Origin of the sequence: Nocardia rhizosphaerae, assembly GCF_042650365.1 — a bacterium.
In the GTDB taxonomy this organism is placed as follows: Bacteria; Actinomycetota; Actinomycetes; order Mycobacteriales; family Mycobacteriaceae; genus Nocardia; species Nocardia rhizosphaerae.
Window position 1 is genome coordinate 483,445 of sequence record NZ_JBHSBA010000003.1, and the last position, 21,562, is coordinate 505,006.

A 21,562-nucleotide genomic window follows, 5' to 3' on the forward strand; every position below is an offset into this window, starting at 1 on the left:
ATCAGAGCTTGCGGGAACGCAATTCGTGACCCTTGGAGGTTTTGCAGCGGCCCGATTCCAGGTCCCACTGCCAGCCGTGCAGGTTGCAGGTGAGGTTGTTGCCCTCCACCACACCGAATTTGGAGAGGTCGGCCTTGAGGTGCGGGCAGCGGCGCTGGACTTCCCAGCCGTCGAGCTCGGTGACAGCCGAGTCGTCGTGCGCCTCGGCGAACCAGCCGTCGGCGTAGGCGATGCGCTCGTCGGTGAGGCACTTGAAGAAGGTGTAGAGGAACTCGTTATAGCCACCGATCCGCCACGCCTGGAAGCGGGTGGACAGGAAGATGGTGTTCACCCAGTCGGGCTCGTTGTCGCGCAGCACCGTGCGCACCAGCTCGGGCGCGATGCGGAAGCCGTAGCGGTAGCGGCCCTCGCCCTCCAGCGGCGCGCGCACGGTGCGGTGCGGGAAGTCCAGCACCACCGTCTCCTCGCCGATCACCAGGCCGACCGGGTAGCCGATGCCATCACTGATCAGCGCCGACTGCTTCATGATCGGCTCGAACAGCTCACGCAGCGGTTCGAGCAGTGAATCGTCGCCGGTCGCCCAGGACGCCTTCTCGGCGGCAAGCACCGGGGCGAACCGCTCGGCCATGTCGGCGATGTAGGCGGCCTTGTCGCCGTAGATCCGGTCGGGATCGAACGGGTGGGTGAGGTCGAGGTCTTTGCCGCGCACGTCGGCGACCGAACCTGGGATCATCAGGATGCCGCCCGCGTTGCCGTGGATCTCCATCTGCTCGAGGAACACGATCTGGTCGGGGAAGATGTTGCCTTCCTCGCCGCGGTCGTCGTTGAGGTAGCGCAGCTCGTCGTCGAGGAACACCGGCGGACCGGCCGAGGGCACCACCCAGGTCGCGCCGACCTGCTCGATGTAGGAGCGGGCCCGGTCCATGCCGCGCTGGCGCTTCTGCTTGCCGAAATTGGCCTTGGTGCGGGCCGGGATGTCGTAGACCGCCGGGTACCAGATGGCGCCCGAGTACTGGAGCAGGTGGATGTCGATGTCGCCGAACGCCTCGTGGATCACGTCCATGTCGACCGGGCGGGCGTCGTTCATGTTGAAGCAGGTGGTCCGGCCGTCGGAGACGAGCAGGCCGGAGTCGCCGATCGGGCCGTCGGCGGGCGCGCGCAGCGCCACGATCATGATGTCGAGCGAACCTTCGGGCCCGGTGATCGTGTGCTTGACCGAGTCCTGGGTCTCGAAGAACTTCGTGAAGCCCAGCGCCTCGAGTTCGCGGCGAAGGTCCGGCACCGGGTAGTCCGGCAGCAGCACGGTGGCGTCCTTGCGGACGTATCGGCGCAGGTGCTCGGCGTCGAAGTGGTCGCGGTGCAGGTGCGAGACGTACAGGTAGTCGACATCGCCGAGCGAATCCCAATCGAGCTGGGAGTTGTCCGGGAACGGGAACCACGACGCGAAGTAGGCGGGGTTCACCCACGGATCGCAGAGGATCGTCCCGGCCTCGGTTCGGATGTGGAAGCCTGCGTGTCCGACGCTGGTGATCTGCACGAGCTGATTCCTCCTACCAGGATCTGATTCGCCGGATCAAGGGCGAGAGCTACCGCCGCCGCAGGTTCCCCTGACTACCTCGGCGTACCAGCCAACCAGGATAGTGGCTATATCGTTACGTCACCGATGCAATAGCCGTCAGCGGTAGCGACAACCGTGAAAGTGCGGTTCCGCGTGCCCCCCGGTGAGGTGGTCACGGGTACGTGTACTGCCAGGTAGTCGCCACGAATCTGCTCGGATCGTAGCTCCTCGGCGGTGAAGGAGGTGACATTGCCTACTTTGCCCGAGTCGCTCGCCAAGGGGGCTGCTGTCGGGTTGCCGGTGCCTTCGGGGTCCCAGGTCGCGGGGGAGGCCTTGCAGGTCAGTGGATGGTCTGGTTCGGTGTCGGCCGCGTCGAGCGGTTTGCCGGTGGCCCTGGCGAGGTAGCGGCGGACGGCGTGGCGGGCATCGGCGTCGTCGTAACCCGGCTCGACACCCGCGGCGAACACCCGGCCACAGGCATAGCCCGACGCGATCGACTCGCGGTCGACGGTGACGGTGGTGGTGCGCGTGCGCCAGCTGACGGTGTCGGCGGTCGCGGTCGCCGGCAGGCTCAGCGCGGTGAGGATCGACTCCGGGTCGGCGTACATGTCGGCGATCGTGCGCGGCGGGATGGTCCAGCACTTGTCCTGGAGCTCGGCGATGCTGTCGGTGCGCAGGTCGGCGGCCCAGCGGCGGACCGCGGTCACCGCGTCGGTGTCGCCGGGCACCGCGCCGACCTCCGGCGCGTCGGCGGGCAGTGGTTCCATGGTGGGGTTCGCGTCGGTCGGTGCCGGTTCGCCGGGAGCGATGGCCTCGGTGGCGGTTGGCGCGGCCGTCGTCGGGGTCGTGGTGTCCGCCGGGACCGGACCGTCGACCGGGATGCCCGAGACCGAATCGCAGCCGGTGATCAACGCCGCCGCGGTCAGGCCGATGACCAGCGCGGTGGTGCGGTACCGGCGGGTCGCGGCGATCGGGGTCGGCTTCGCGCGTTCCACTACGACTTCTCCTAGGTCTTGGCGCCGTCGCGGCCGCCGACTGTCGGGGCGAGCGGGCTCGCCGGGGATAGACCGGTGCGCGCGAAGCGAATTCGGCGCGCGGGTGATCGTCGTGGATCCGGCAGCACGGCGCACGGCGGCGCCGAGTCTGCCGGAAGCGGCGATCTGCGACTACGCTAGCTGAATTGTGGAACCCGTCTACCGGTCGATCATCGGCCTGGCCCGAACCGTCTTCTTCCTCGAAGGTCTGAAGTTCACCGTCAAGGGGGCCGAGAACATCCCGGCCACCGGCGGTGCCGTGGTGGCGATCAACCACACCGGCTACATGGACTTCACCTACGCCGGCCTGCCCGCGCGCACTCCGAAGCGCTACATCCGCTTCATGGCCAAGCACGAGGTCTTCGAGAGCAAGATCTCCGGCCCGATCATGCGCGCCCTCAAACACATCCCGGTGGACCGCACCGCCGGCGCCGACTCCTACAAGGCGGCGGTCGAGTACCTGCGCGCCGGTGAGCTCGTCGGCGTGTACCCCGAAGCCACCATCAGCCGCAGCTTCGAGATCAAGGAATTCAAGTCCGGCGCGGCGCGCATGGCGATCGAGGCCGACGTCCCGATCATCCCGATCGTCATCTGGGGCGCCCAGCGGGTCTGGACCAAGGGCTTCCCCAAGCGCCTCGGCCGCACCAACACCCCCATCTCGATCGCCGTCGGCACCCCCATCGAGCCCTACGAACCCGCCACCGAGCTCACCGCGCAGCTGCGCACCACCATGCAGGGCCTGCTCGCCGGACTCCAGGAGTCCTACGAGCACGAGCCGGGCGCCTACTGGGTCCCGCGTCGCCTCGGCGGCAGCGCCCCCACTCTCGAAGAGGCCACCGCCCTCGACGACGCCGAGGCCGCCGAACGCCTCGCCCGCAAGGCCGCCAACAACCCCGAATCCTGACTGGTCAGCTGATCACCAGGCTTCCGCGGTGACAAACGCCGAGTGGCGGAATCCCGGAGAGCCTGGTGATCGCGTGTCCAGTGACCCTGATGGTCAGTTCATGGTCAGGACCCAGGAGCCGTTGCAGCCCTTTCGGGTGTTCAGGTTGCCGTCGTAGATCCACGCCCACCTGATCGGTGGGTTCGTGCGGACGCTCCAGCGGCCCGATGGTGAGGTCACCACCTTGCCGTTGCGGGCGAGCACCCCGACGGAGTCGTGCCGCAATGTCCACTTGCCCCGGCTGGTCGGATAGTTCAAGCGCAGTGTCACCGTGCCGCCGGTGTGGTTCTGGACCACCAGGCACGATCCGGGCTGGTTGCGGGAGACGGCGTACTCGCCGAATCCGGCCTCCTGCTCGTTCTCGCCGCTGTCGGTGACCTCCACCTGGTCGGTGAAGTCGGCGTGCGCCGGACCGGCCCCCATGATGGTCGCCGAAGTCACAGCCAGACCGACGGCGAGCAACCCCAGTCTCTTCATCCCGTTCCTCCTCGTTGCGCCGACGCTACGTCGGACATGAAAGATCTTCCGGCGCAGTCACTTCCGAATCCTTGGCAGGTGCTTAACAGGCCGTTCGCCGTGGCCTGCCCGCGGTCTCGGCAAGGTTCCTACCAGCGGATTTCACCTTTCGTGCGGCGACAGGATAGAGTTCTGACTCGCACCTTCGAGTGCACGCGGATGTAGCGCAGCTGGTAGCGCATCACCTTGCCAAGGTGAGGGTCGCGAGTTCGAATCTCGTCATCCGCTCCACGAGAAGCCCGGCCGGATCTCCGCGCCGGGCTTTTCTCATCGGCGGTGCCGGTGCAGGTGTTCGCGCGTCAGCGGGGGCAGGAATTCCCCGATCAGGGTGCGGCGCCACCAGATTCGCTCCCGGAACAGCTGGGTCGGTGTGCTGAAGTGGTACTCGTACAGCAGGGCGCGCAGGTGCCGTGGCGGCGCGTCGGGGAAGGGGCAGTGCCGCAGCAGGCGCAGGGTGTCGGGGTCGTTGTCGAGCAGCCGCACGACCAGCGGTAGCGCCCAGGAGCGCGCGTACGCGGGGGACAGGGCGGCGAACCACATCAGCCAGTCCAGTCGCAGGTGGTACGGCGCCCACTGGCGTGGCCATCGGCGCGGGTCGCCCGGTTTGCCCTTGAACTCGTACTCGCGCCACACCGTGCCCGCGGTGAGGTGTTCGTCCGAGGTGCCCGCCAGCACGATCTCCCTGCGGGTCCTGGTGATGCTTCCGAACGCGCCATAGGTATTGACCAGGTGCAACGGCTCGAAGGAGGCGTTCATGGCCTGCCGAGGGGAGAGCAGATTGCGAACCGGCAGGTAGCTGAGCGCGAGCACCATGGCAGTGAAGGCGAGGACCGCGCCGACGAACCACAGCGGCGGTTCGGCCACCGGTGGCGCGTCGGGCAGGACCGGGTAGTAGCTGATCGCGGTGGTGGCCAGCAGCAGGGTCACCCAGTTCAGCCAGGCGAAATTGCCGGAGATCACCAGCCACAGCTGGGTGACGATGATGATGACCGCCGCCACGCTCGCCACCGGCTGCGGCGCGAACAACCCGAACGGCACGATCAGCTGCGCGACATGATTGGCGGCCACCTCGACTCGGTGCAGCGGCCGGGGCAGGTGATGGAAGAACCAGCTCAGCGGCCCAGGCATCGGCTGGGTCTCGTGGTGGTAGTACAGGCAGGTCAGGTCGCGCCAGCACTTGTCGCCACGCATCTTGATCAGCCCGGCCCCGAACTCCACCCGGAACAGCAGCCAGCGCGCCGCGAACAGCGCGAGCAAGGGCGGCGCGACCGTGTCGTTGCCGAGGAAGATCGCCAGAAAACCGGCTTCCAGCAGCAGTGATTCCCAGCCGAAGGCATACCAGGCCTGCCCGACGTTGACGATCGACAGATACAGCACCCACAGTCCGAACCACAGCGCCATCCCCGCCCACAGCGGCACCAGATCGGCGGCCCCGAACGCGACCGCCACCGCCAGCACCACGCCTGACCAGGCCACGACCGCGTAGCAGCGGTCGGAATAGTGCCAGTGGAACAGGCTTGGCGACCGGCGGAACGGGGTTCTCGCCAGGTAGCGCGGGATCGGCAGCATGCCGCGTTCGCCGAGCAGGGCGCGGAACTGGAGGGCGGCCGCGAGGAAAGCGAGCGCATAGATCACCGCCAGGCCACGCTGGAAGATCAGCCTGCCCTGCCAGTACTCCGGTGCCGTGAACCACTCCATGTGGTCGCTCCCGGTGGTCGACGTCGGCGCATCAGGGGAATACCCGTCTCGGCGGAAACTATCCGGGACGCTCGAGGCCGGTGCCCGCGCGCAGCACTGCGCGCAGATCGGCCTCGTTCCACCTGCCCGCGATCCCGGGAAGCACCCGCAGATACTCGACGATCCGCTCGTCGGCCCATCCGTGCGATTCCCGCAGTCCGGTGCCGATCATCGCCAGATAGCGGGCCGAGGGTCGCCGCAAGGCGACGGTTTCCGGGTGCCATGGGGAGGTGAAGGTGAGAACGGGGTATCCCGCGCTGGTGCCCGCGTGCACCACCGTCTCGTACCGGCCCGGACCGAGCCGGAGCGTGCCCGCGGCCAGCACCGGCGCCGGATCGAAGTCCGCCGCCGGGGCCAGGTACATCTCCTGGGCGAGCAGATCGCCGAATTGGCCGACGGTGAGCAGATACCCCCGCGCCGCCACCCCGATCGGCCAGCCGGCTCCCGGCCGCACGGCATAGAATCCGACCCCGCCCGTCCAGACCGGACTCTGCCAGGCGAAGTACAGGCTGCCGGGGAGCGTCAGTGGCTGGATCGCGGCCGGTGGGGTGCGGTCACGGAAACCCGGATAGGCATGGTCGGTGCCCGGCGGCGTCCCGCCGGCGCGGTAGTAGGCGAACCGCGCGCTGTGCAGGTTGGAGCCGTAGGCGGCGTACCAGACCCGATCGGTCATTTCGGAGCGGTCCTGTCGCGACGATCTGCCCGTCACCCTGTCAGCCGATCGCCGGGCAGAGTTATTCGGGCATTTAGATAGTTAGGCGTAACAACTAAATGGGGTGTCTGCGATTCCACTGTAGGTCGGGATGTCAACGAGCGGAGAAGGATTCATGCGAGCAGTGATCATGATGGCAGCGGTAGTGGCACTGACCGGAGGGCTCGCGGCTTGCGGCACCGATCAGGGTTCGAGCGCGCCGACCAGCGTTGCCCAGCCGTCCGGCGCGCCGGGCACCACACAGCCGTCCGGCGCGTCGGACACCACACGGCCGCCCGCGCCGGACGCCGGAACGTCCGATGCCGAGGAGCCGGAGCGTCAGGATCCGGCGGTCGTGCCGGAAGCCGGCTCGGCACCGCCCGCCGCCGCGGCTCCGGGCGACCGATCGGCGCCCTCCGCGCCGACGGATGATCGGTTCACCACCGTCGATGCGGGCAGGTTTCGACTCGACGGCGGCTACTACTTCCAGTCACCCACCGGGAACATCATGTGCGGCATCCTCGCCATGGCCCCGTACGGGGTCGGCTGCCAGCTGGGGCACGCGAACTACATCACACCGAAGCTGCCGAACTGCACCGATGCGCCCAACCGCAAGGTCGCCGTACACCTGTACGAGGGCAAGCCGGAGTTCCTGTGCACCAGCCAGGGCATCTTCGTCGGCATCCCACAGGACGGCTCGGCAGCCGGTGGGCCGGTGCTGAACTACGGTGAATCCCTGACGGTCGACGGCTACACCTGCAGCTCGTCCTCCCAGGGCGTCCGCTGCCTGGCCGACGGCCACGGATTCGCCATCTCCGCCGACGACCAGCACACCTTCTGACAGCGAAAAGGGCGGGGCGGCAGAGGAATCTGCCGCCCCGCCCTTTCGTCTGCGAACTACCGCGCCGTCGAGGAGAACCGGCGCAGGCGCAGGCTGTTGCTCACCACGAACACCGAGCTGAACGCCATGGCGGCGCCGGCAAGCATCGGATTGAGCAGACCCGCCATGGCCAGCGGGATCGCCGCCACGTTGTAGGCGAAGGCCCAGAACAGGTTGCCCTTGATCGTGGCCAGGGTGCGGCGGGACAGCCGGATCGCGTCGGCGGCGGCGCGCAGGTCACCGCGCACCAGGGTCAGGTCGCTGGCCTCGATGGCGACGTCGGTGCCGGTGCCCATCGACAGGCCGAGATCGGCCTGGGCGAGTGCGGCCGCATCGTTCACGCCGTCGCCGACCATGGCCACCACCTTGCCCTCGGCTTGCAGCCGTTTGACCGTGTCGACCTTGTCCTGCGGCAGCACCTCGGCGATCACCTCGTCGATGCCGACCTCGGTACCGATGGCGCGGGCCGCGCGGGCGTTGTCGCCGGTGAGCAGGATCGGAGTGAGGCCGAGCTCGCGGAACTGCGAGATAGCCTGGGCCGAGGTCGGTTTCACCGCATCGGCGACAACGAGCACGCCACGCGCCTTACCGTCCCAGCCAACCGCGACCGCGGTCTTCCCCGCCGATTCCGCTTCGGCCATCGCGCTTTCCAGCGCCGCGGGCAGCGGCTGTGACCAGTCGGCCAGCAGTCGCGCCCTGCCGACGATCACCGCGTGACCGTTGACAACACCCTGCACACCGAGTCCCTCGACATTGGCGAATCCCTCCACCGGCAGCAGCTCGCCGAACTCGTCCCGCGCGCCCTTGGCGATCGCCTGCGCGATCGGGTGCTCCGACGAATGCTCCAGCGCACCAGCGAGTTCCAGAACCCGCCCGCGCTCCTCGCCCGCGGCGGGCAGCACCTCGAGCAGTGTCATCTTGCCGGTGGTGACGGTGCCGGTCTTGTCCAGCACGATGGTGTCGACCTTGCGGGTCGACTCGAGCACCTCGGGCCCCTTGATCAGGATGCCGAGCTGGGCGCCGCGCCCGGTGCCGACCATCAGCGCGGTCGGCGTGGCCAGGCCGAGGGCGCACGGGCAGGCGATGATCAGCACCGCGACCCCCGCGGTGAACGCCGCGGCCACCGCGCCGCCGGTGCCGAGCCAGAAGCCGAGCGTGCCGACGGCCAGCGCGATCACGATCGGCACGAAGATGCCGGAGATCTTGTCGGCCAGCCGCTGGGCCTGTGCCTTACCGGTCTGCGCGTCCTCCACCAGCTGCGCCATCTGGGCGAGCTGGGTGTCGGCGCCGATCCTGGTGGCGCGCACCAGGAGACGCCCGCCCACGTTCACCGTCGCACCGGTCACGGCGTCGCCCGCGCCGACCTCCACCGGCACCGACTCGCCGGTCAGCATGGACGCGTCGACCGCGGAGGAGCCCTCGGTCACCACGCCGTCGGTGGCGATCTTCTCGCCGGGCCGCACCACGAACACGTCGCCGACGGCCAGCTGTTCCACCGGAATCCGGATTTCCACGCCGTCCCGCACCACCGCGACATCCTTGGCGCCGAGCTCGAGCAGCGCCTTCAGCGCCGCACCGGCTCGCCGCTTGGACCGCGCCTCGAAGTACCGTCCGGCCAGGATGAACGTGGTGACACCGGCGGCCGCCTCGAGGTAGATGCTGCCGGTGCCGTCCATCCGCGCGATGGTGAACTCGAACGGATGCGTCATGCCCGGCGTGCCCGCCGTGCCCCAGAACAGCGCGTAGATCGACCAGCCGAAGGCGGCGAGCGTGCCCATCGACACCAGCGTGTCCATGGTGGCGGTGCCGTGCCGCAGATTGGTCAAGGCCGCCCGATGGAACGGCAGCCCGGCCCACACCACGACCGGTGCGGCCAGGGTGAGTGAGAGCCACTGCCAGTTGGTGAACTGCAGCGCGGGGATCATCGCCATGGCGATCACCGGGACGGTGAGCACCAGCGACACCAGCAGCCGGGTGCGCAGAGCCGCGGTCGGATCGTCCGCGGCGGGTGCCTCGGTGGTCTCCGGCTGCTTCGGCGCCGGTACCGCCGCGGTGTAGCCCGCCTGCTCGACGGTGGCGATCAATTCCTCGGGGGAGACGTCACCGGTGAAGTCGACGCGCGCCTTCTCGGTCGCGTAGTTGACCGTGGCGGTGACCCCGTCGAGCTTGTTGAGCTTCTTCTCGATCCGGTTCGCGCAGGAAGCGCAGGTCATGCCACCGATCACCAGTTCTACCTGGCCGGTGCCCGGTGGGTGTGTCACGGCGGTCATGGGGTGCTCCGTTCGTTCCTGATATCGATTCTTGCTGAAATGTTGCGTGCGAGGGTGGGAGGGTCGTGTGCGGGGAGGCGGTGGCTGCGCCGGTACACCTTTTCCGCTGGTCACGCACATGGGATGGCCGGTGCGGTCAGTGGCCGTGGCCGGGTTCGCCGTGCTCCTCCGGTGTGCTCGCCGGTGCCGGGTCGGTCGCGGGCGCGGTGACCCGTACGGTGAACTCGGCGGTCCGGACAACGCCATCGTGCTTGAAGTCGAGAAACAGGCGGTAGTCGCCCGCACTCGGCGCGTTCACCACGAAGTCGATGCCTGGTCCGGGCTCGGTGACCCCGTCACCCGGCACGCCATCGGGGTGTACGTGCAGGTAGGCCAGATCGGCGGCACGCAGCGCGACCAGGTGGCCGTAGGCGCCGAGATATGGCTGCAGATCGGTGACCGGCGTGCCGTCGCGACTCACCGAAAGCGTCACCGCCGACGCGGCGCCCGGCGTGACGTCGCCGTCGAGCGTGACCGTGTACTCGCCGACCCGCGCGGTAGCCGCCGGGGTGGGCAGCGGCCGCACGTCGTAGTCGCCCGCGACCCGCAGATCGGCGCCGAGGGTCAGATTCGGCCCGCCCGCCGGGACGAAGTCGGCGAAGACCCGGTAGTCGCCCGCCTTGCTGAGGTTCAGCGGCACCGACCAGGTGCCGGTCTGGTCTAGCGCCGGGTGCACATGCTGGAAACCGGCCATGTCCCTGCGCACCACGATCAGGTGCAGGTCCTTGTCGTGGCTGGTCTCGTAGTTCGTGACCGGCGTGCCGTCGGCGCCGAGAATGCGGAAGCGCACCGGCGTCGGCGCCGCGGTCGTGGTGTCGGGCTGGTCGAGGGCCAGCGTGTAGCCCTGGTCGGTGACCAGCAGGCCACCGGGGAGATCGGCGGACGGCGCCGCCATGGTCTCGTGCTCGTCGTGCCCGGCCGGTTCGGCGGGTTCGGGACCGACCAGGGCGCCGACGCCGAGAGCGATCCCGAAGACCGCCGCGAGGCCGAGGGTGAATCCGGCGAATTTGGTCGTTGCGTTCATCGGGACGCTCCGTTCGGTGTCAGTCGGCGAGCTGGAAGCCGGCCGCGGTGACGGCCTCGGCGAGTGTGGTGCGGTCGGGTTCGGCGCCATCGATGGTCACCGTGCCGTCGGCCAGGTCGACCTCGACGCCGGTGACGCCGGGCAGTGCGCCGACCTTGTCGCGCACCTTGTTGGTGCAGCAGCCGCAGGTCATGCCGGTGACGGTGACAGTGGTGGTGCTCATGATGCTCTCCTCGTTCTCGATCCCACTGGTTACCATACCCCCCTAGGGTACTTTGTCAACCGTTCGTGTCTGCCGTCGCCGGGGCACGCATGACGGCCGCGGTGATGCCGGCGCCGGCGAGGGCGAGCAGGCCCGCGCCGAGGAAGGCGGCGGAGTAGCCGTCGGTCAGCGCGCCCGCGTCACCGAGTTCGCCCGCGCCGAACGCGGCCGCGACCGCGGTCATCGCGGCCAGGCCGAGTGCGGAACCCACCTGGTAGCTCACGTTGACGATGCCGGAGGCCAGTCCGCCCGCCTCCGGTCGCGCGGCCGAAATGGCGGAGAAACGCCCGGTCCGCGCGTGGATGGACCGGGCGTTTCGTGGTGGCCGGGTAGGACTACCTACCTGAGGTATCTAGCTCGCATGTAGGTGACGTGCGGTCGGTGAGGTCGGAACTTCCGCCGGATCAGGAGCGGTGCCGAGCAGGCGATCGGCGGTGCCGGAGGTGGTGACCGTGAACCAGTAGTGCTCGTTCTTGTAGTGGTGGTGGCGGTGGTTGCGCCAGATTGCGCGGTAGAGCGCGTGCTTGGGCTTGTAGTCGGTGTGGATGAGGTAGTGGGTCCACTCGTAGAGCAGGCCGAGAGTGGTGATCGTGAGCAGGAAGGTCAGGCCGAGGCCGAGGCGGGGGAAGGCGAGCAGGGCGATGGCGAGCAGGGCGGCGATCGTGAAGATCAACGATCTGGTGGGGATGAAGACCAGCGGGATGTCACGCGGATCCGTGTGGTGCGCGCGGTGTTTGACTGCCAGCTCGCTGTCCAGGGTGATCGGGCCGAGGTGCCGCGGGCGCCAGTGCAGCACGGTGACATGGATGACCCACTCCGTGAGGGGGAAGGTGGCGACCACGACCAGCGGAATCAGCGCGTCGGTCGCCTGCCAATCACCGACCGCGATTCGGGCGATCAGCGTGCCGGTGAAGACGGCGCCGATCATCCAGGGCGAGGGGTGCCGGGTGAATTCCCGCGCCACCTCGCGCAACGTGGTGTCGCGCCGGACTCGGCGGGCCCGGTCCGCCGTGCGCGGAGGCCGTGCGGAAGGCGCGGAATCCTGGGTTTCGACAGGTGCTTTCGGCCCCGGTGTGGTGTCGTGCGACGGCATTGTCGGACGGTCGTTCATGGCGATTCCTCGGGTGGATCACGCCCCGTCGAGGGCGTGGATGAGAGCGGCGGTCGCCGGTCCGAGCAGCGCGTGCGCGGAGTCGGCGGCCCGGTCCGGCGCGCCTGCGGCGATCGCGGCGGCCAGGTCTCGATACGCGTCACCATTGCCCACCTCGGCGGACATGATCGGCGCGAGCGCCGCCAGCGCGGGTTCGTAGGCGGCGCGCAGCATGGAATACATCAGCCGGAAGGCGATCGAATCGGCGAGTTCGAGGACGTGATCCCAGAATTCGAGGGCGATGCGCTGCCCGGCGACGGGATCGGTCGCTGCGGCGAGCGCTTCCGCGCGCCCGCGCAGCGCCGCCAGTTCGGCGACGACCTGGGCTCGCGCGCCGCTCGCCGAATCGGCGCCAGTCGTCGTCGCCGAACCGTGCTCGGCGTTGACGCGCCGCACCCGAGCGGCGGCCAACTCGGCGATCTTGGGGCCGTTGTGCGCGCGCGCCTCCAGAATGCTGCGCGCGACGGACGGATCGATGGTGTCGCCGCGCAGCAGCAGCCGCGGCAGCACCTCGAGCCCCGCACTGCGCCGATAGTCGAGCACGGTCGTCGCCTCCCCCTGCCGCACCGACACCAGCCCCGCCGCGGCCAGCCGCTGCAACGCTTCCCGCACCGCGGGCCGCGACACCCCCAGCGCCTCGGCCAACTGCCGCTCACTCGGCAACGCGCTCCCCACCGCAAGCTCCCCGCCGAGCACCTCCCCGGCGATCTGCTCGAACACATCACCGGAGACGGAGCGCTTCACCACGGGGGTCCATGCCATGCGTCAAGGATCCACCCGCTAGGTCAGGAGGTCAAGTGGTCATACCACTGATAGCGGCGCATGCCTCCGCGAATGTTGACAGTGTTGGCGAGCTGGATACATTGGATACAGGAGGTGTGCGATGACTGTCACGCAGATCGATCTGGATGACGAAGCCCTCGGTGAGGCCATGCGGCTGATGGGTGCGACGACCAAGAAGGACACCGTCAACGCGGCGCTGCGGGACTATGTCCAGCGCGTGCGGCGGGTCGAAGCGGCGCAGCGGTTGTTCGAGCGTGGGCAACGAGGCAGTTTCGATAGTGCGGCAACGGCATACGACGAGGCGAAGGCTGCCCGCAAGCGGGCTGCTGAAGCATGATCCGATACCTGCTGGACTCTTCGGGTCTGTGGCGGCTGTTTCGTGACAAAGAGGTGTTCGGCGCGTGGCAGCCGGAAATCGAGGCAGGCGCCTTCCGCATCTGTGAGGCGACGCGCGCGGAGTTTCTGTATTCGGCGACCAGCCCGGCCGATCGGGACGACCTGGCCGCTGACCTCGATGACTTGTGCGCGCCCGCGGCAGTTCCCAAGTCGGCCTGGGGATGGGTCGACACCACGCAGTACAAACTCACCCAGCGAGGTCAGCACCGGTCGGCGGGTGTGGTCGACTTGATCGTGTGCGCGACCGCGGTTCACCACGATCTGACCGTGCTCCATGCGGACACCGACTTCGCCACCGTGAGCCGGACATTGCCCGAGGTTCAGCAACGCGATATCCGGTCGGGGTAGCGATACCTTGCGAATCAGCTCGGGTCGGACCCGCGGATGGCGGAGAGCCAGGTGAAGGTGGTGGCGGCGACGGTGGTGCTGCCGACGAAACCGCCGAGGTCGTCGTTGGTGACGTAGACCCACAGCAGGCCCGCGAGTGGGGCGGCCACGGCAGGCTGGACGTCGAGGATCAGGCGGCGGGCGATGCCGAAGGTGGGGGGATCGGTGGGGCGCGACGGGTTGTCGACGAGTCTGCCCGCCGGTTCGGTGGTGCGGACCCGGCCCGCGGGGTAGAAGCGGGTGTCGCCCGCCAGGATGGCGCGGCCGGTGAGCTCCAGCTCGGTGGGGGTGAGCGCCGACAAGGCCGGGTCGTAGAACACCGGCTGCCACACCATCCGGTCGCCACGGGTGATCTCCAACCACGACCGGCTCACCAACCGATGCTGTTGACGCACCCGCCGCCCACCGACCGGCCCCGTCCCCACCAGCCCGCTCGGCAACACCCCCACCGCCAGCCCCAGCTGATACGCGGTGAACCCGAGCACCGCGAACGCCACCACGGCCAGCCCACTCACCTGGTCCAGATCGGCGAACGGCACGAACGCGACGATGACCGCGATGGTGGCGCAGGTGACCAGCAGCGGATAGGTGAGGGCCGACTTCAGCACCGCTACTTCACGAAGCCGATCTTGGTGTAGTCGAGCGAGGCCAGCCCGGCCGCACCGTAGTTGGCCAGCGTGTCCCGCACCGCGACATTGCCCGCCACCTGCATCAACGGAATCGAATGCCCCTCTTCGAAGATCATCCGATCCACCTGGTTGGCCAGCTCGACGGCCTTGTCCGGGTCGAGCTCGGACACGGCGCGCTCGATCAGGTCGTTGAGCTCGGGCGAACCGATCCGGCCGTAATTGCCCTGCACATCGTCGGGGTAGAGGCCGTAGACCTGGGAGAGACTGCCGAGCGGGAAGGGGTCGCCGACCCAGCTCCACTGGGCCACATCGAAATTGCCCGGAATGATGTTGTCGGTGAAGAATCCGGCGCCCGGCTTGGTCTCGATGTTCAGCTTCACCCCGATCCGCGCGAGATTCTGCTGGATGATCTGGGCGATGCTCACCCAGGTATCGGACTGGTACATCACATCGCGGAACTCGAGCCTGCGGCCGTCCTTCTCGCGGACATCACCGTTGAGTTTCCAGCCGAGCGCGTCGAGTTCGGCGGCCGCCGCGGTGGGATCGAAACCGAGACTGTTGTCCTGATAGCCCTGCTGGCCCGCCAGATAGACATGATTGTTCAGCGGTTTCGGGTCGGCGACCATACCGTTCTGGATGGCGTTCGCGATGCCCTGGCGGTCGATCGCCTTCGAAATGGCCACGCGCACACCCGCGTCCTCCAGGATGGATCCGGGAGCTCCGTTGAAGGTGAGATGCGACCACTGGTTGGCCGGTGCCCGCCGGATGGCGATCCCAGCGGTGGCGCTCGCGGTCTTGACCTCGTTGATATCGGCGAGGCCCACCGCGTCGATCTCGTTGTTCTGCAGTGCGGGCAGGCGCGCCGCGCTGTCGAGCGCGCTGAAGGTGAAGGTGTCGAGCTTGGGAGTGTCACCCCACCAGCGCGGATTCCGCTCCAGGACGATCCGGTTCTGTCCGCGGTCGATCGTTTGCACGATGAACGGCCCCGCCGACGGGCCCGGCCCGTCGACCAGGCTCTTGTTGAAGGCCTCTGGACTGCTGGTCACCGATTTCGGGTAGAGGAACGAGTTCCCGGCGAATTGGCCTCGCCATTCGGCGTAGTGCTGGTCGAAGGTGAGTACCGCCTGCCGGTCGTCGACACCGCGCTCGACCTTCGCCACCCGGTCGAAGCCGTTGGTGTTGCCGATCAGATAGGTCTTGTCCCTGCCGCTGAGGGCGTTGGCCTGTGCGGCGAGGTCTTCCCAGGTGATCGGGGTGCCGTCGGACCAGACCGCGTCCGGGTTGATCGTGTAGGTCACCTGCTGCGGGTCGGTCGAGGTCAGCGCGACCTCGGTGAAATAGTCGGTATTCACCGAGAGCTCGGCGGCGGCATCGGTCATGAAGGCGCGCGGCATGGTCGGCCGCAGCACACCCGCGACCTCGGCGTCGTGGCCGTCGGTGTGCAGCGCGTTCCAGTTCTGCGGCAGCGCGCTGATCGCCAGGCGCAGATTGCCGCCGTCGCGTAGCAGCTCGACATCCATCGGGTTGATGTCGTTGGTGGTACCGAGCGCGGCCGCACCCGCCGGTTCGGTGGTGGTGCCCGAACCGCATCCCGCGGCGAGCAGGCCGAGGACGACCAGCGGTATCGCCAGCCGGGTCGTCGTTGTGCGAATCCGCATGGTCCGCTCCTTATCCTTCAGTGCCGCTACGCGAGCGAGCGAGTTATTCGACGAATCCGACCTTGGTGTAGTCGTAGGACGCCAGGCCGGGCGCGCCGTAGTTCGCGAGGTTATCGCGCGCAGCGACCGTACCCGCGGATTGCACGATCGGCAGGGAGAATCCCAATTCGAAGATCATCCGGTCTGCCTCGTTGGCCAATTCGATCGCCCGCGCCGGATCGAGCTCGGTGATGGTCTCCTCGATCAGGGCGTTCAGTTCGGGCGAGCCGATCCGGCCCATATTGCTCAGCCGGTTCGCCGGATCGTAGGCGTAGATCTGCGGGAGCGCGCCGAGCGGGAAAATGCTCTTGGCCCACACGAACTGCGCGATGTCGAAATTGCCTGGATCGATCACGTCGGTGAAAAGGCCCGTTGCCCGGATATGTCTCGATCTGCAATCGCACGCCGATGGCCGCGAGGTTCTGCTGCGCGATCTGGGCCATCTGGGTCCAGGTGTCGGCCTGGTACATCACGTCGCGGATCACGAGCTGGCGCCCGTCCTTCTCCCTGATGTCACCGTTGAGTTTCCAGCCCAGTTCGTCGAGCATGCGGGCGGCCTCGGCCGGGTCGTAGGCGACCACCTCGGCATTGTCCTGATAGCCCTTCTGGCCGACCAGGAACAGGTGGTTGTTCAGTGGCTTCGGATCGGTGACGATGCCCTGCTGGGTCGCGGTGGCGATGGCCTGTCGATCGATGCCCTTGGAGATCGCGATCCGCATCCGCGGATCCTCCAGGATCGATCCGGGCGCGCCGTTGAAGGTGAAGTGCGAGTACCGGTTCGACGGTGCGCGCCGCACCGCGATGCCCGGCGTTCCCGTCGCGGTCGCGACCTCCTCGATCCCGCTCAGTGCGGTGACATCGAGTTCGTCGTTCTGCAAGGCGGCCAGCCGGGCCTCGTCGGCGAGGACGCTGTAGGTGACCGTGTCCAGCTTGGGGGTATCGCCCCACCATCGGGGGTTGCGGCTCAGCACGACCCGCTGTTCGGCCCGGTCGATCGAGCTGATCAGGAACGGGCCCGCCGACAGTGGCATCTCGTCGCGGTACAGGTCGTCGAACGCCTGTGGCGATTCGGTCAGCTGGCGGGGGTAGAGCGGATTGAACAGGCCCTTCCACTCCGCGTAGTGCTCGGCGAAGGTGACGATCGCCTGCCGGTCGTCGACCCCGCGTTCGACCTTCTCCACACTGCTGTAGCCGTGGCTGTACCTGATCTTGAAGGCGGTATCGCGTCCGCTCATCACTTCGGCCTGAGCGCGCAGGTCTTCCCAGGTGATCGGGGTACCGTCGGACCAGACCGCGTCCGGGTTGATCGTGTAGACGATTCGCTGCGGTTCGGTCTCGGTGAGTTCGACCGTGGTGAAGTAGTCGTGGTCGACGGTGAGGTTGCCCGCCGCGTCGGCGTTGATCGTGCTGGGCAGCGTCCAGCCGGTAACCTCGCCGACCTCGCCATCGGCGTCGACGTGCATGCTGTTGAACGTCGACGGGAACCCGGTCAGCGCGAGCCGGAGATTGCCGCCGTCGCGGATCTCGTCGCGCTCGCGGGGGTTGATGTCGTTGGTCGCCCCGATCGCACTCGAGCCTTCCTTCACCGTGGTGTCGCCCGCGCAACCGCCGAGGATCAGGGCAAGCGCGACGGCGGGCGCCGCGGCCCGGAACCTGCCCCTGCGTAGCCGCGAAGGATAACTCGTACAGCTCATAACGCCTCCTGGCTCAACCGCTGACCACGGGTTCGGGTACCGCCGCGATCAGCGAGCGGGTGTACTCGTGCTCGGGGGCGGCGAAGATCCGCTCCGCCGGGCCGGATTCGACGATCTTGCCGCGCAGCATCACGGCGACGTCGTGCGCCAGATTGCGGACCACCGACAGGTCGTGCGAGACGAACAGATAGGACAGCCCGCGCTCGGCCTGCAGATCGCGCAGGAGGTTGAGCACCCCCGCCTGGATCGACACGTCGAGCGACGACACCGGTTCGTCGAGAACGAGCAGCTCGGGGTCGAGAGCGAGGGCGCGGGCGATGCTGATGCGCTGCTTCTGGCCGCCGGAGAAATCGGCAGGGTAGCGGTCGGCGTGCTCGGGCCGCAGGCCGACCTGGTCGAGCAGCTCGGGCACCCTGCGGTCGACCTCTTCGCGCGAACGGCCATCGATGCGTAGCGGCTCGGCCAGCGCGTCGTAGATCGGCAGGCGCGGGTCGAGCGAGGCAGCGGGGTCCTGGAACACGATCTGCATCTTGCGGCGGATCTCGCGGATATCGGCCTTGCCGAGGGTGGTGACATCGCGGCCGAGTACCTCGATACTGCCCGCCTGCGGGCGCACCAGGTCCATGATCTGGGTCAGCGTGGTCGACTTGCCCGAACCGGATTCACCCACCAGGGCCAGGGTGCGGCCCGCGCGCACCTCGAAGCTGATGCCGTCGACCGCGCGAACCTCGCCGGTCTTGCGCCGCAGCACCACCCCGGAGGTGAGCGGGAACGTCTTCACCAGGTCGGTGACCCGAAGCACCACATCGGATTTCGTGAGTTCGGCGGCGGGCGGCGCGGTGACCTCGGCGCGGTAGGCGTCGAACAGCCGCGCCGAGCCGATCTCCGCGGTGCGGATACAGGCCACCGCGTGCCGGGGCGCGACCTTCTCCAACGGCGGCTCGGCGGCGGTGCAGTCACCGATGGCGACGGGGCAGCGCGGCGCGAACGAGCAGCCGGGTGGCAGCGCGTGCATGGCGGGCGGCGCGCCGGCGATGGGGATGAGCGGGCTGCGCGGCGGGCCGTCCATCCGCGGGATGGAACCGAGCAGGCCCACCGTGTACGGCATCTGCGGGGCCGTGAAAAGGTCGGCGACCGGCGCGGTTTCGACGATCTTTCCCGCGTACATCACCGCGACGCGGTCGGCGACGGTGGCGGCGATCCCCATGTCGTGGGTGATCATGATGACCCCGGCGCCGGTGATGTCACGTGCCTTGCGCAGCAGGTTCAGGATCTGGCGCTGCACCGTCACGTCCAGCGCGGTGGTCGGCTCGTCGCAGATGATCAGCGCCGGATCGTTGGCGATGGCCATGGCGATCACCACGCGCTGGCGCATACCGCCGGAGAACTCGTGCGGGAAGGCGCGCGCCCGCGTCCGCGCGTCCGGGATGCCGACGAGTTCGAGCAGCTCGATCGCGCGTTCGCCCGCCTGTTTGCGGCTCATCGTGCCGTGCGCGAGCAGCGCCTCGGCCACCTGGTCGCCGATCCGGTATACCGGAGTCAGCGCCGAGAGCGGGTCCTGGAAGACCATGCTGATCGAGGCGCCGCGCAGGGCCGACATCTGCTTGTCACCGAGGCCGAGCAGTTCCTTGCCGCGCAACCGGATCGAGCCCTGCACGCGGGCCTGCTCGGGGAGCAGGCCGATCACGGCCAGCGACGACACCGACTTGCCGGAGCCGGACTCGCCGACGATGGCGAGCACCTCGCCGTCGGCGACGGTGTAGTTCACCCCGCGCACCGCCTCGACGCGGCCCTCCTCGCCGGGGAAGGCCACTCGCAGGTCGGTGACTTCCAGCAGGGGCGTGGTCGAGGTGGTCATCGCTTTCCGGCCTTCTTCCGCTCCATCCGCGCCGCGTCCTTGTGCTCGGCATCCTCCTTGCGTGCCTTCCGGGCGCCGCGCGCCCCTGGATCGAAGGCGTCGCGCAGCCCGTCGCCGACGAGGTTGGCACACAACACGATGGTGATCAGCAGGCCACCGGCGAACAGGAACAGCCACGGGAAGGTCAGCGCCGACTTGGTGCCCGCCGCGATCAGCGAACCCAGCGACACATCCGGCGGCTGCACCCCGAACCCGAGGAAGCTCAGTCCGGTCTCGGCACTGATCGCCGCGCCGACCGCGAGCGTGGTGTCGATGATCAGGATCGAGGCGATATTGGGCAGGATGTGGCTGAGGATGATCTTGTGCGTAGGAGCGCCCATATACCGTGCGGCCCGGACGAATTCGCGATCACGCAGACTCATCGTGAGGCCCCGGATGATGCGGGCCGCGATCATCCAGCCGAACACACTGAGCAGCACGATCAGGATCGCGATCGACCCGGAACCCTTGGTGCGCGGCGCGAACAGCGCGATGATGATGAACGCGGGAACCACGAGCAGCAGGTCGACCAGCCACATGATCGCCCGGTCGGTCCACCCACCGAGCAACCCGGCCAGCGCGCCCGCGGTGGAGGCGATGACGCTGGCGAAGATCGCCACACAGAAGCCGATGACCAGCGACTTCTGCAGGCCACGCATGGTCTGCGCGAGCACGTCCTGCCCGATCTGGGTGGTGCCGAACGGGTGCTCGGGGCTCGGCGGCTGGAGCAGCGCGGTGGGGTCCATCTGCTGGTAGTCCCACGGCAGCAACGGTGGCACCGCGAAACTCGCTACGAACAACAGCACCAGGATCACCGCGCCGACCACGGCGGGCTTGTTACGCAGGAACCGCCGCCACACCAGGCGGCCGCGCCCGGCACCGGCGGCCTCCGGCGCGCCGACGGCGATCAGTTCGGTTTCGGTCATGCGACACGCACCCTCGGGTCGAGCAGCGCCAGAACGATGTCGGAGAGCAGACCCGAGAGCAGCACCACCAGGCCCGCGAAGGTCGCCACCGTGACGACGATGTAGATGTCCTGGGCGTTGATGGCGTCGACGAACCATTCGCCGACCCCGTGCCAGCCGAAGATCTTCTCCACGAAGGTCGCGCCGGTGATCAGGCCGCCGAGACTGTAGGCGAACATCGTCGCCATCGGGATCAGCGCGGTGCGCAGGCCGTGTTTGTAGAGCGCGTGCCGGTGCCGCAGACCCTTGGATCTGGCGGTGCGGATGAAGTCGCTCTGCAGCACGTCGAGCATGGCGTTGCGCTGGTAGCGGCTGTAGCCCGCCGCCGCGCCGAGCACGAGCACCAGCGTCGGCAGGACGAGATGCTGTGCGCGGTCGACGAGCTGGTTCCACAGGCCGACCACCTGATCCGCCGACGTCTCGCCGGTGTAGAGGAAGATCTGCGTGCCGGTGGCCATATTGATCTGCAGCGCACCGAACTTCAGCAACGTCGCCAGCAGGAACACCGGCGTGGAGATGATCAGCAACGACAGCACCGTCGTGAAATAGTCGCTGAACCGGTACTGCCGGATCGCGCCCGCCGCGCCGATCAGCACGCCGAGCACGGTGCCGAGCACCGATCCCAGGATCAGCAGCCGCAGGCTCACCGCCACCCGGCGGCCCAGCTCCTCGCTTACCGGCTGACCGGCCAGCGTCGTCCCGAAATCGCCGTGCGCCACCCCACCGAGCCAGGTGAGATAGCGCTGCGGGATCGGCTCGTCGAGATGCAGCTCCGCGGCCTTGGCGTCGATCACCGACTGCGGTGGCCGGGGATTGCGCTGCTCGAGGCTGTCGAGCGGGCGGAAGGTGAGCGAGGCCAGACTGAAGGTGAGGAACGACGCCAGCAGCAGAAGCACGACATAGTTCAGCGCGCGCCGCAACAGGAAGCCGGACATCAATCCCCTCTGGATCGGGTGAACAGGCCCTGATCATAAGGACACTCCGGCGTCGGCGTGTGGCGACGTGCGGCA

Annotated in this window: 19 protein-coding genes, 1 tRNA gene and 2 pseudogenes; 5 read left to right on the top strand and 17 right to left on the bottom strand. The window is 68.3% G+C overall.

The features are described 5' to 3' along the window. Position 1: 1 nt before the first annotated feature. Both ACFOW8_RS03825 and ACFOW8_RS03830 read right to left on the bottom strand, forming a co-directional pair. Positions 2-1,537, bottom strand: coding sequence for a Rieske 2Fe-2S domain-containing protein (locus tag ACFOW8_RS03825; RefSeq protein ID WP_378545475.1), 1,536 nt, complete (start codon positions 1,535-1,537; stop codon positions 2-4). Positions 1,538-1,644: 107 nt separating this feature from the next. Then, positions 1,645-2,553 (bottom strand): hypothetical protein, encoded by a 909-nt coding sequence (locus ACFOW8_RS03830; protein ID WP_378545478.1) that lies wholly within the window; start codon positions 2,551-2,553, stop codon positions 1,645-1,647. 187 nt (positions 2,554-2,740) lie between these two features. Between ACFOW8_RS03830 and ACFOW8_RS03835 the strand changes: the two genes are divergently transcribed. Then, a complete protein-coding gene (locus ACFOW8_RS03835; RefSeq protein ID WP_378545481.1) occupies positions 2,741-3,496 on the top strand; it encodes a lysophospholipid acyltransferase family protein in 756 nt (251 codons plus the stop codon). A gap of 93 nt (positions 3,497-3,589) precedes the next feature. Here the strand turns inward: ACFOW8_RS03835 and ACFOW8_RS03840 are convergent, their stop codons facing one another. Next, positions 3,590-4,012 (bottom strand): hypothetical protein, encoded by a 423-nt coding sequence (locus ACFOW8_RS03840; protein WP_378545484.1) that lies wholly within the window; start codon positions 4,010-4,012, stop codon positions 3,590-3,592. Positions 4,013-4,206: 194 nt separating this feature from the next. Between ACFOW8_RS03840 and ACFOW8_RS03845 the strand changes: the two genes are divergently transcribed. Then, positions 4,207-4,282: transfer RNA gene (locus ACFOW8_RS03845), tRNA-Gly, on the top strand. 36 nt (positions 4,283-4,318) lie between these two features. Here ACFOW8_RS03845 and ACFOW8_RS03850 read toward each other — a convergent pair. After that, on the bottom strand, positions 4,319-5,749 hold the full coding sequence (locus tag ACFOW8_RS03850) for a lipase maturation factor family protein (protein ID WP_378545487.1): 1,431 nt from the start codon (positions 5,747-5,749) through the stop codon (positions 4,319-4,321). Positions 5,750-5,807: 58 nt separating this feature from the next. Further along, positions 5,808-6,461 carry a histone deacetylase gene (locus tag ACFOW8_RS03855; RefSeq protein ID WP_378545490.1) on the bottom strand — a complete coding sequence of 218 codons (654 nt, stop codon included), beginning with the start codon at positions 6,459-6,461 and terminating at the stop codon, positions 5,808-5,810. 154 nt (positions 6,462-6,615) lie between these two features. On the opposite strand from ACFOW8_RS03855, the gene ACFOW8_RS03860 reads away from it, so the two are divergent. After that, the gene (locus ACFOW8_RS03860) at positions 6,616-7,320 is read left to right on the top strand and encodes a DUF6636 domain-containing protein (RefSeq protein ID WP_378545493.1); all 705 of its coding nucleotides are present in this window, start codon (positions 6,616-6,618) and stop codon (positions 7,318-7,320) included. A gap of 56 nt (positions 7,321-7,376) precedes the next feature. Here the strand turns inward: ACFOW8_RS03860 and ACFOW8_RS03865 are convergent, their stop codons facing one another. The 6 genes and pseudogenes from ACFOW8_RS03865 to ACFOW8_RS03890 form a co-directional block, all read right to left on the bottom strand. Further along, the gene (locus ACFOW8_RS03865; RefSeq protein WP_378545496.1) at positions 7,377-9,629 is read right to left on the bottom strand and encodes a heavy metal translocating P-type ATPase; all 2,253 of its coding nucleotides are present in this window, start codon (positions 9,627-9,629) and stop codon (positions 7,377-7,379) included. A 136-nt stretch (positions 9,630-9,765) separates the two neighbouring features. Further along, on the bottom strand, positions 9,766-10,692 hold the full coding sequence (locus ACFOW8_RS03870) for a hypothetical protein (protein WP_378545499.1): 927 nt from the start codon (positions 10,690-10,692) through the stop codon (positions 9,766-9,768). Positions 10,693-10,711: 19 nt separating this feature from the next. Beyond that, complete coding sequence (locus ACFOW8_RS03875; RefSeq protein WP_378545502.1) at positions 10,712-10,915, bottom strand: heavy-metal-associated domain-containing protein; 204 nt, start codon at positions 10,913-10,915, stop codon at positions 10,712-10,714. Positions 10,916-10,970: 55 nt separating this feature from the next. Beyond that, positions 10,971-11,234: pseudogene (locus tag ACFOW8_RS03880) on the bottom strand (MFS transporter); the annotation flags it as partial. Between the two features lie 72 nt (positions 11,235-11,306). Beyond that, positions 11,307-11,918 carry a sterol desaturase family protein gene (locus tag ACFOW8_RS03885; protein ID WP_378545505.1) on the bottom strand — a complete coding sequence of 204 codons (612 nt, stop codon included), beginning with the start codon at positions 11,916-11,918 and terminating at the stop codon, positions 11,307-11,309. Positions 11,919-12,083: 165 nt separating this feature from the next. Continuing rightward, on the bottom strand, positions 12,084-12,866 hold the full coding sequence (locus ACFOW8_RS03890) for a FadR/GntR family transcriptional regulator (RefSeq protein ID WP_378545508.1): 783 nt from the start codon (positions 12,864-12,866) through the stop codon (positions 12,084-12,086). Positions 12,867-12,987: 121 nt separating this feature from the next. Here ACFOW8_RS03890 and ACFOW8_RS03895 point away from each other — a divergent pair, with 121 nt between their 5' ends. Both ACFOW8_RS03895 and ACFOW8_RS03900 read left to right on the top strand, forming a co-directional pair. After that, positions 12,988-13,224, top strand: coding sequence for a type II toxin-antitoxin system VapB family antitoxin (locus tag ACFOW8_RS03895; RefSeq protein WP_378545511.1), 237 nt, complete (start codon positions 12,988-12,990; stop codon positions 13,222-13,224). Then, positions 13,221-13,631 (top strand): PIN domain-containing protein, encoded by a 411-nt coding sequence (locus ACFOW8_RS03900; protein WP_378545514.1) that lies wholly within the window; start codon positions 13,221-13,223, stop codon positions 13,629-13,631. The genes ACFOW8_RS03895 and ACFOW8_RS03900 overlap by 4 nt, the downstream gene beginning before the upstream one ends. Positions 13,632-13,645: 14 nt before the next feature. Here the strand turns inward: ACFOW8_RS03900 and ACFOW8_RS03905 are convergent, their stop codons facing one another. The 6 genes and pseudogenes from ACFOW8_RS03905 to ACFOW8_RS03930 all read right to left on the bottom strand — a co-directional run bounded on the left by ACFOW8_RS03905 (position 13,646) and on the right by ACFOW8_RS03930 (position 21,487). Beyond that, positions 13,646-14,278, bottom strand: a complete 633-nt coding sequence (locus ACFOW8_RS03905) for a hypothetical protein (RefSeq protein ID WP_378545517.1) — start codon at positions 14,276-14,278, stop codon at positions 13,646-13,648. Positions 14,279-14,280: 2 nt separating this feature from the next. Continuing rightward, complete coding sequence (locus ACFOW8_RS03910) at positions 14,281-15,957, bottom strand: ABC transporter family substrate-binding protein (RefSeq protein WP_378545520.1); 1,677 nt, start codon at positions 15,955-15,957, stop codon at positions 14,281-14,283. A gap of 43 nt (positions 15,958-16,000) precedes the next feature. Next, positions 16,001-17,690 (bottom strand): annotated as a pseudogene (locus tag ACFOW8_RS03915) (ABC transporter family substrate-binding protein). A 13-nt stretch (positions 17,691-17,703) separates the two neighbouring features. Continuing rightward, positions 17,704-19,548, bottom strand: coding sequence for an ABC transporter ATP-binding protein (locus ACFOW8_RS03920; RefSeq protein WP_378545523.1), 1,845 nt, complete (start codon positions 19,546-19,548; stop codon positions 17,704-17,706). Then, positions 19,545-20,513 (bottom strand): ABC transporter permease, encoded by a 969-nt coding sequence (locus ACFOW8_RS03925; RefSeq protein WP_378545526.1) that lies wholly within the window; start codon positions 20,511-20,513, stop codon positions 19,545-19,547. Before ACFOW8_RS03925 ends, ACFOW8_RS03920 begins: the two co-directional genes overlap by 4 nt. Further along, on the bottom strand, positions 20,510-21,487 hold the full coding sequence (locus ACFOW8_RS03930; protein ID WP_378545529.1) for an ABC transporter permease: 978 nt from the start codon (positions 21,485-21,487) through the stop codon (positions 20,510-20,512). Before ACFOW8_RS03930 ends, ACFOW8_RS03925 begins: the two co-directional genes overlap by 4 nt. Positions 21,488-21,562: the final 75 nt, after the last annotated feature.

Bases quoted from the DNA above. Each gene is read 5' to 3' on its own strand.
- ACFOW8_RS03875 (WP_378545502.1), bottom strand. From the start codon at position 10,915: ATGAGCACCACCACTGTCACCGTCACCGGCATGACCTGCGGCTGCTGC.
- ACFOW8_RS03890 (WP_378545508.1), bottom strand. From the start codon at position 12,866: ATGGCATGGACCCCCGTGGTGAAGCGCTCCGTCTCCGGTGATGTGTTC.
- ACFOW8_RS03865 (WP_378545496.1), bottom strand. From the start codon at position 9,629: ATGACCGCCGTGACACACCCACCGGGCACCGGCCAGGTAGAACTGGTG.
- ACFOW8_RS03840 (WP_378545484.1), bottom strand. From the start codon at position 4,012: ATGAAGAGACTGGGGTTGCTCGCCGTCGGTCTGGCTGTGACTTCGGCG.
- ACFOW8_RS03925 (WP_378545526.1), bottom strand. From the start codon at position 20,513: ATGACCGAAACCGAACTGATCGCCGTCGGCGCGCCGGAGGCCGCCGGT.
- ACFOW8_RS03895 (WP_378545511.1), top strand. From the start codon at position 12,988: ATGACTGTCACGCAGATCGATCTGGATGACGAAGCCCTCGGTGAGGCC.
- ACFOW8_RS03870 (WP_378545499.1), bottom strand. From the start codon at position 10,692: ATGAACGCAACGACCAAATTCGCCGGATTCACCCTCGGCCTCGCGGCG.
- ACFOW8_RS03930 (WP_378545529.1), bottom strand. From the start codon at position 21,487: ATGTCCGGCTTCCTGTTGCGGCGCGCGCTGAACTATGTCGTGCTTCTG.
- ACFOW8_RS03910 (WP_378545520.1), bottom strand. From the start codon at position 15,957: ATGCGGATTCGCACAACGACGACCCGGCTGGCGATACCGCTGGTCGTC.
- ACFOW8_RS03850 (WP_378545487.1), bottom strand. From the start codon at position 5,749: ATGGAGTGGTTCACGGCACCGGAGTACTGGCAGGGCAGGCTGATCTTC.
- ACFOW8_RS03855 (WP_378545490.1), bottom strand. From the start codon at position 6,461: ATGACCGATCGGGTCTGGTACGCCGCCTACGGCTCCAACCTGCACAGC.
- ACFOW8_RS03860 (WP_378545493.1), top strand. From the start codon at position 6,616: ATGCGAGCAGTGATCATGATGGCAGCGGTAGTGGCACTGACCGGAGGG.
- ACFOW8_RS03920 (WP_378545523.1), bottom strand. From the start codon at position 19,548: ATGACCACCTCGACCACGCCCCTGCTGGAAGTCACCGACCTGCGAGTG.
- ACFOW8_RS03900 (WP_378545514.1), top strand. From the start codon at position 13,221: ATGATCCGATACCTGCTGGACTCTTCGGGTCTGTGGCGGCTGTTTCGT.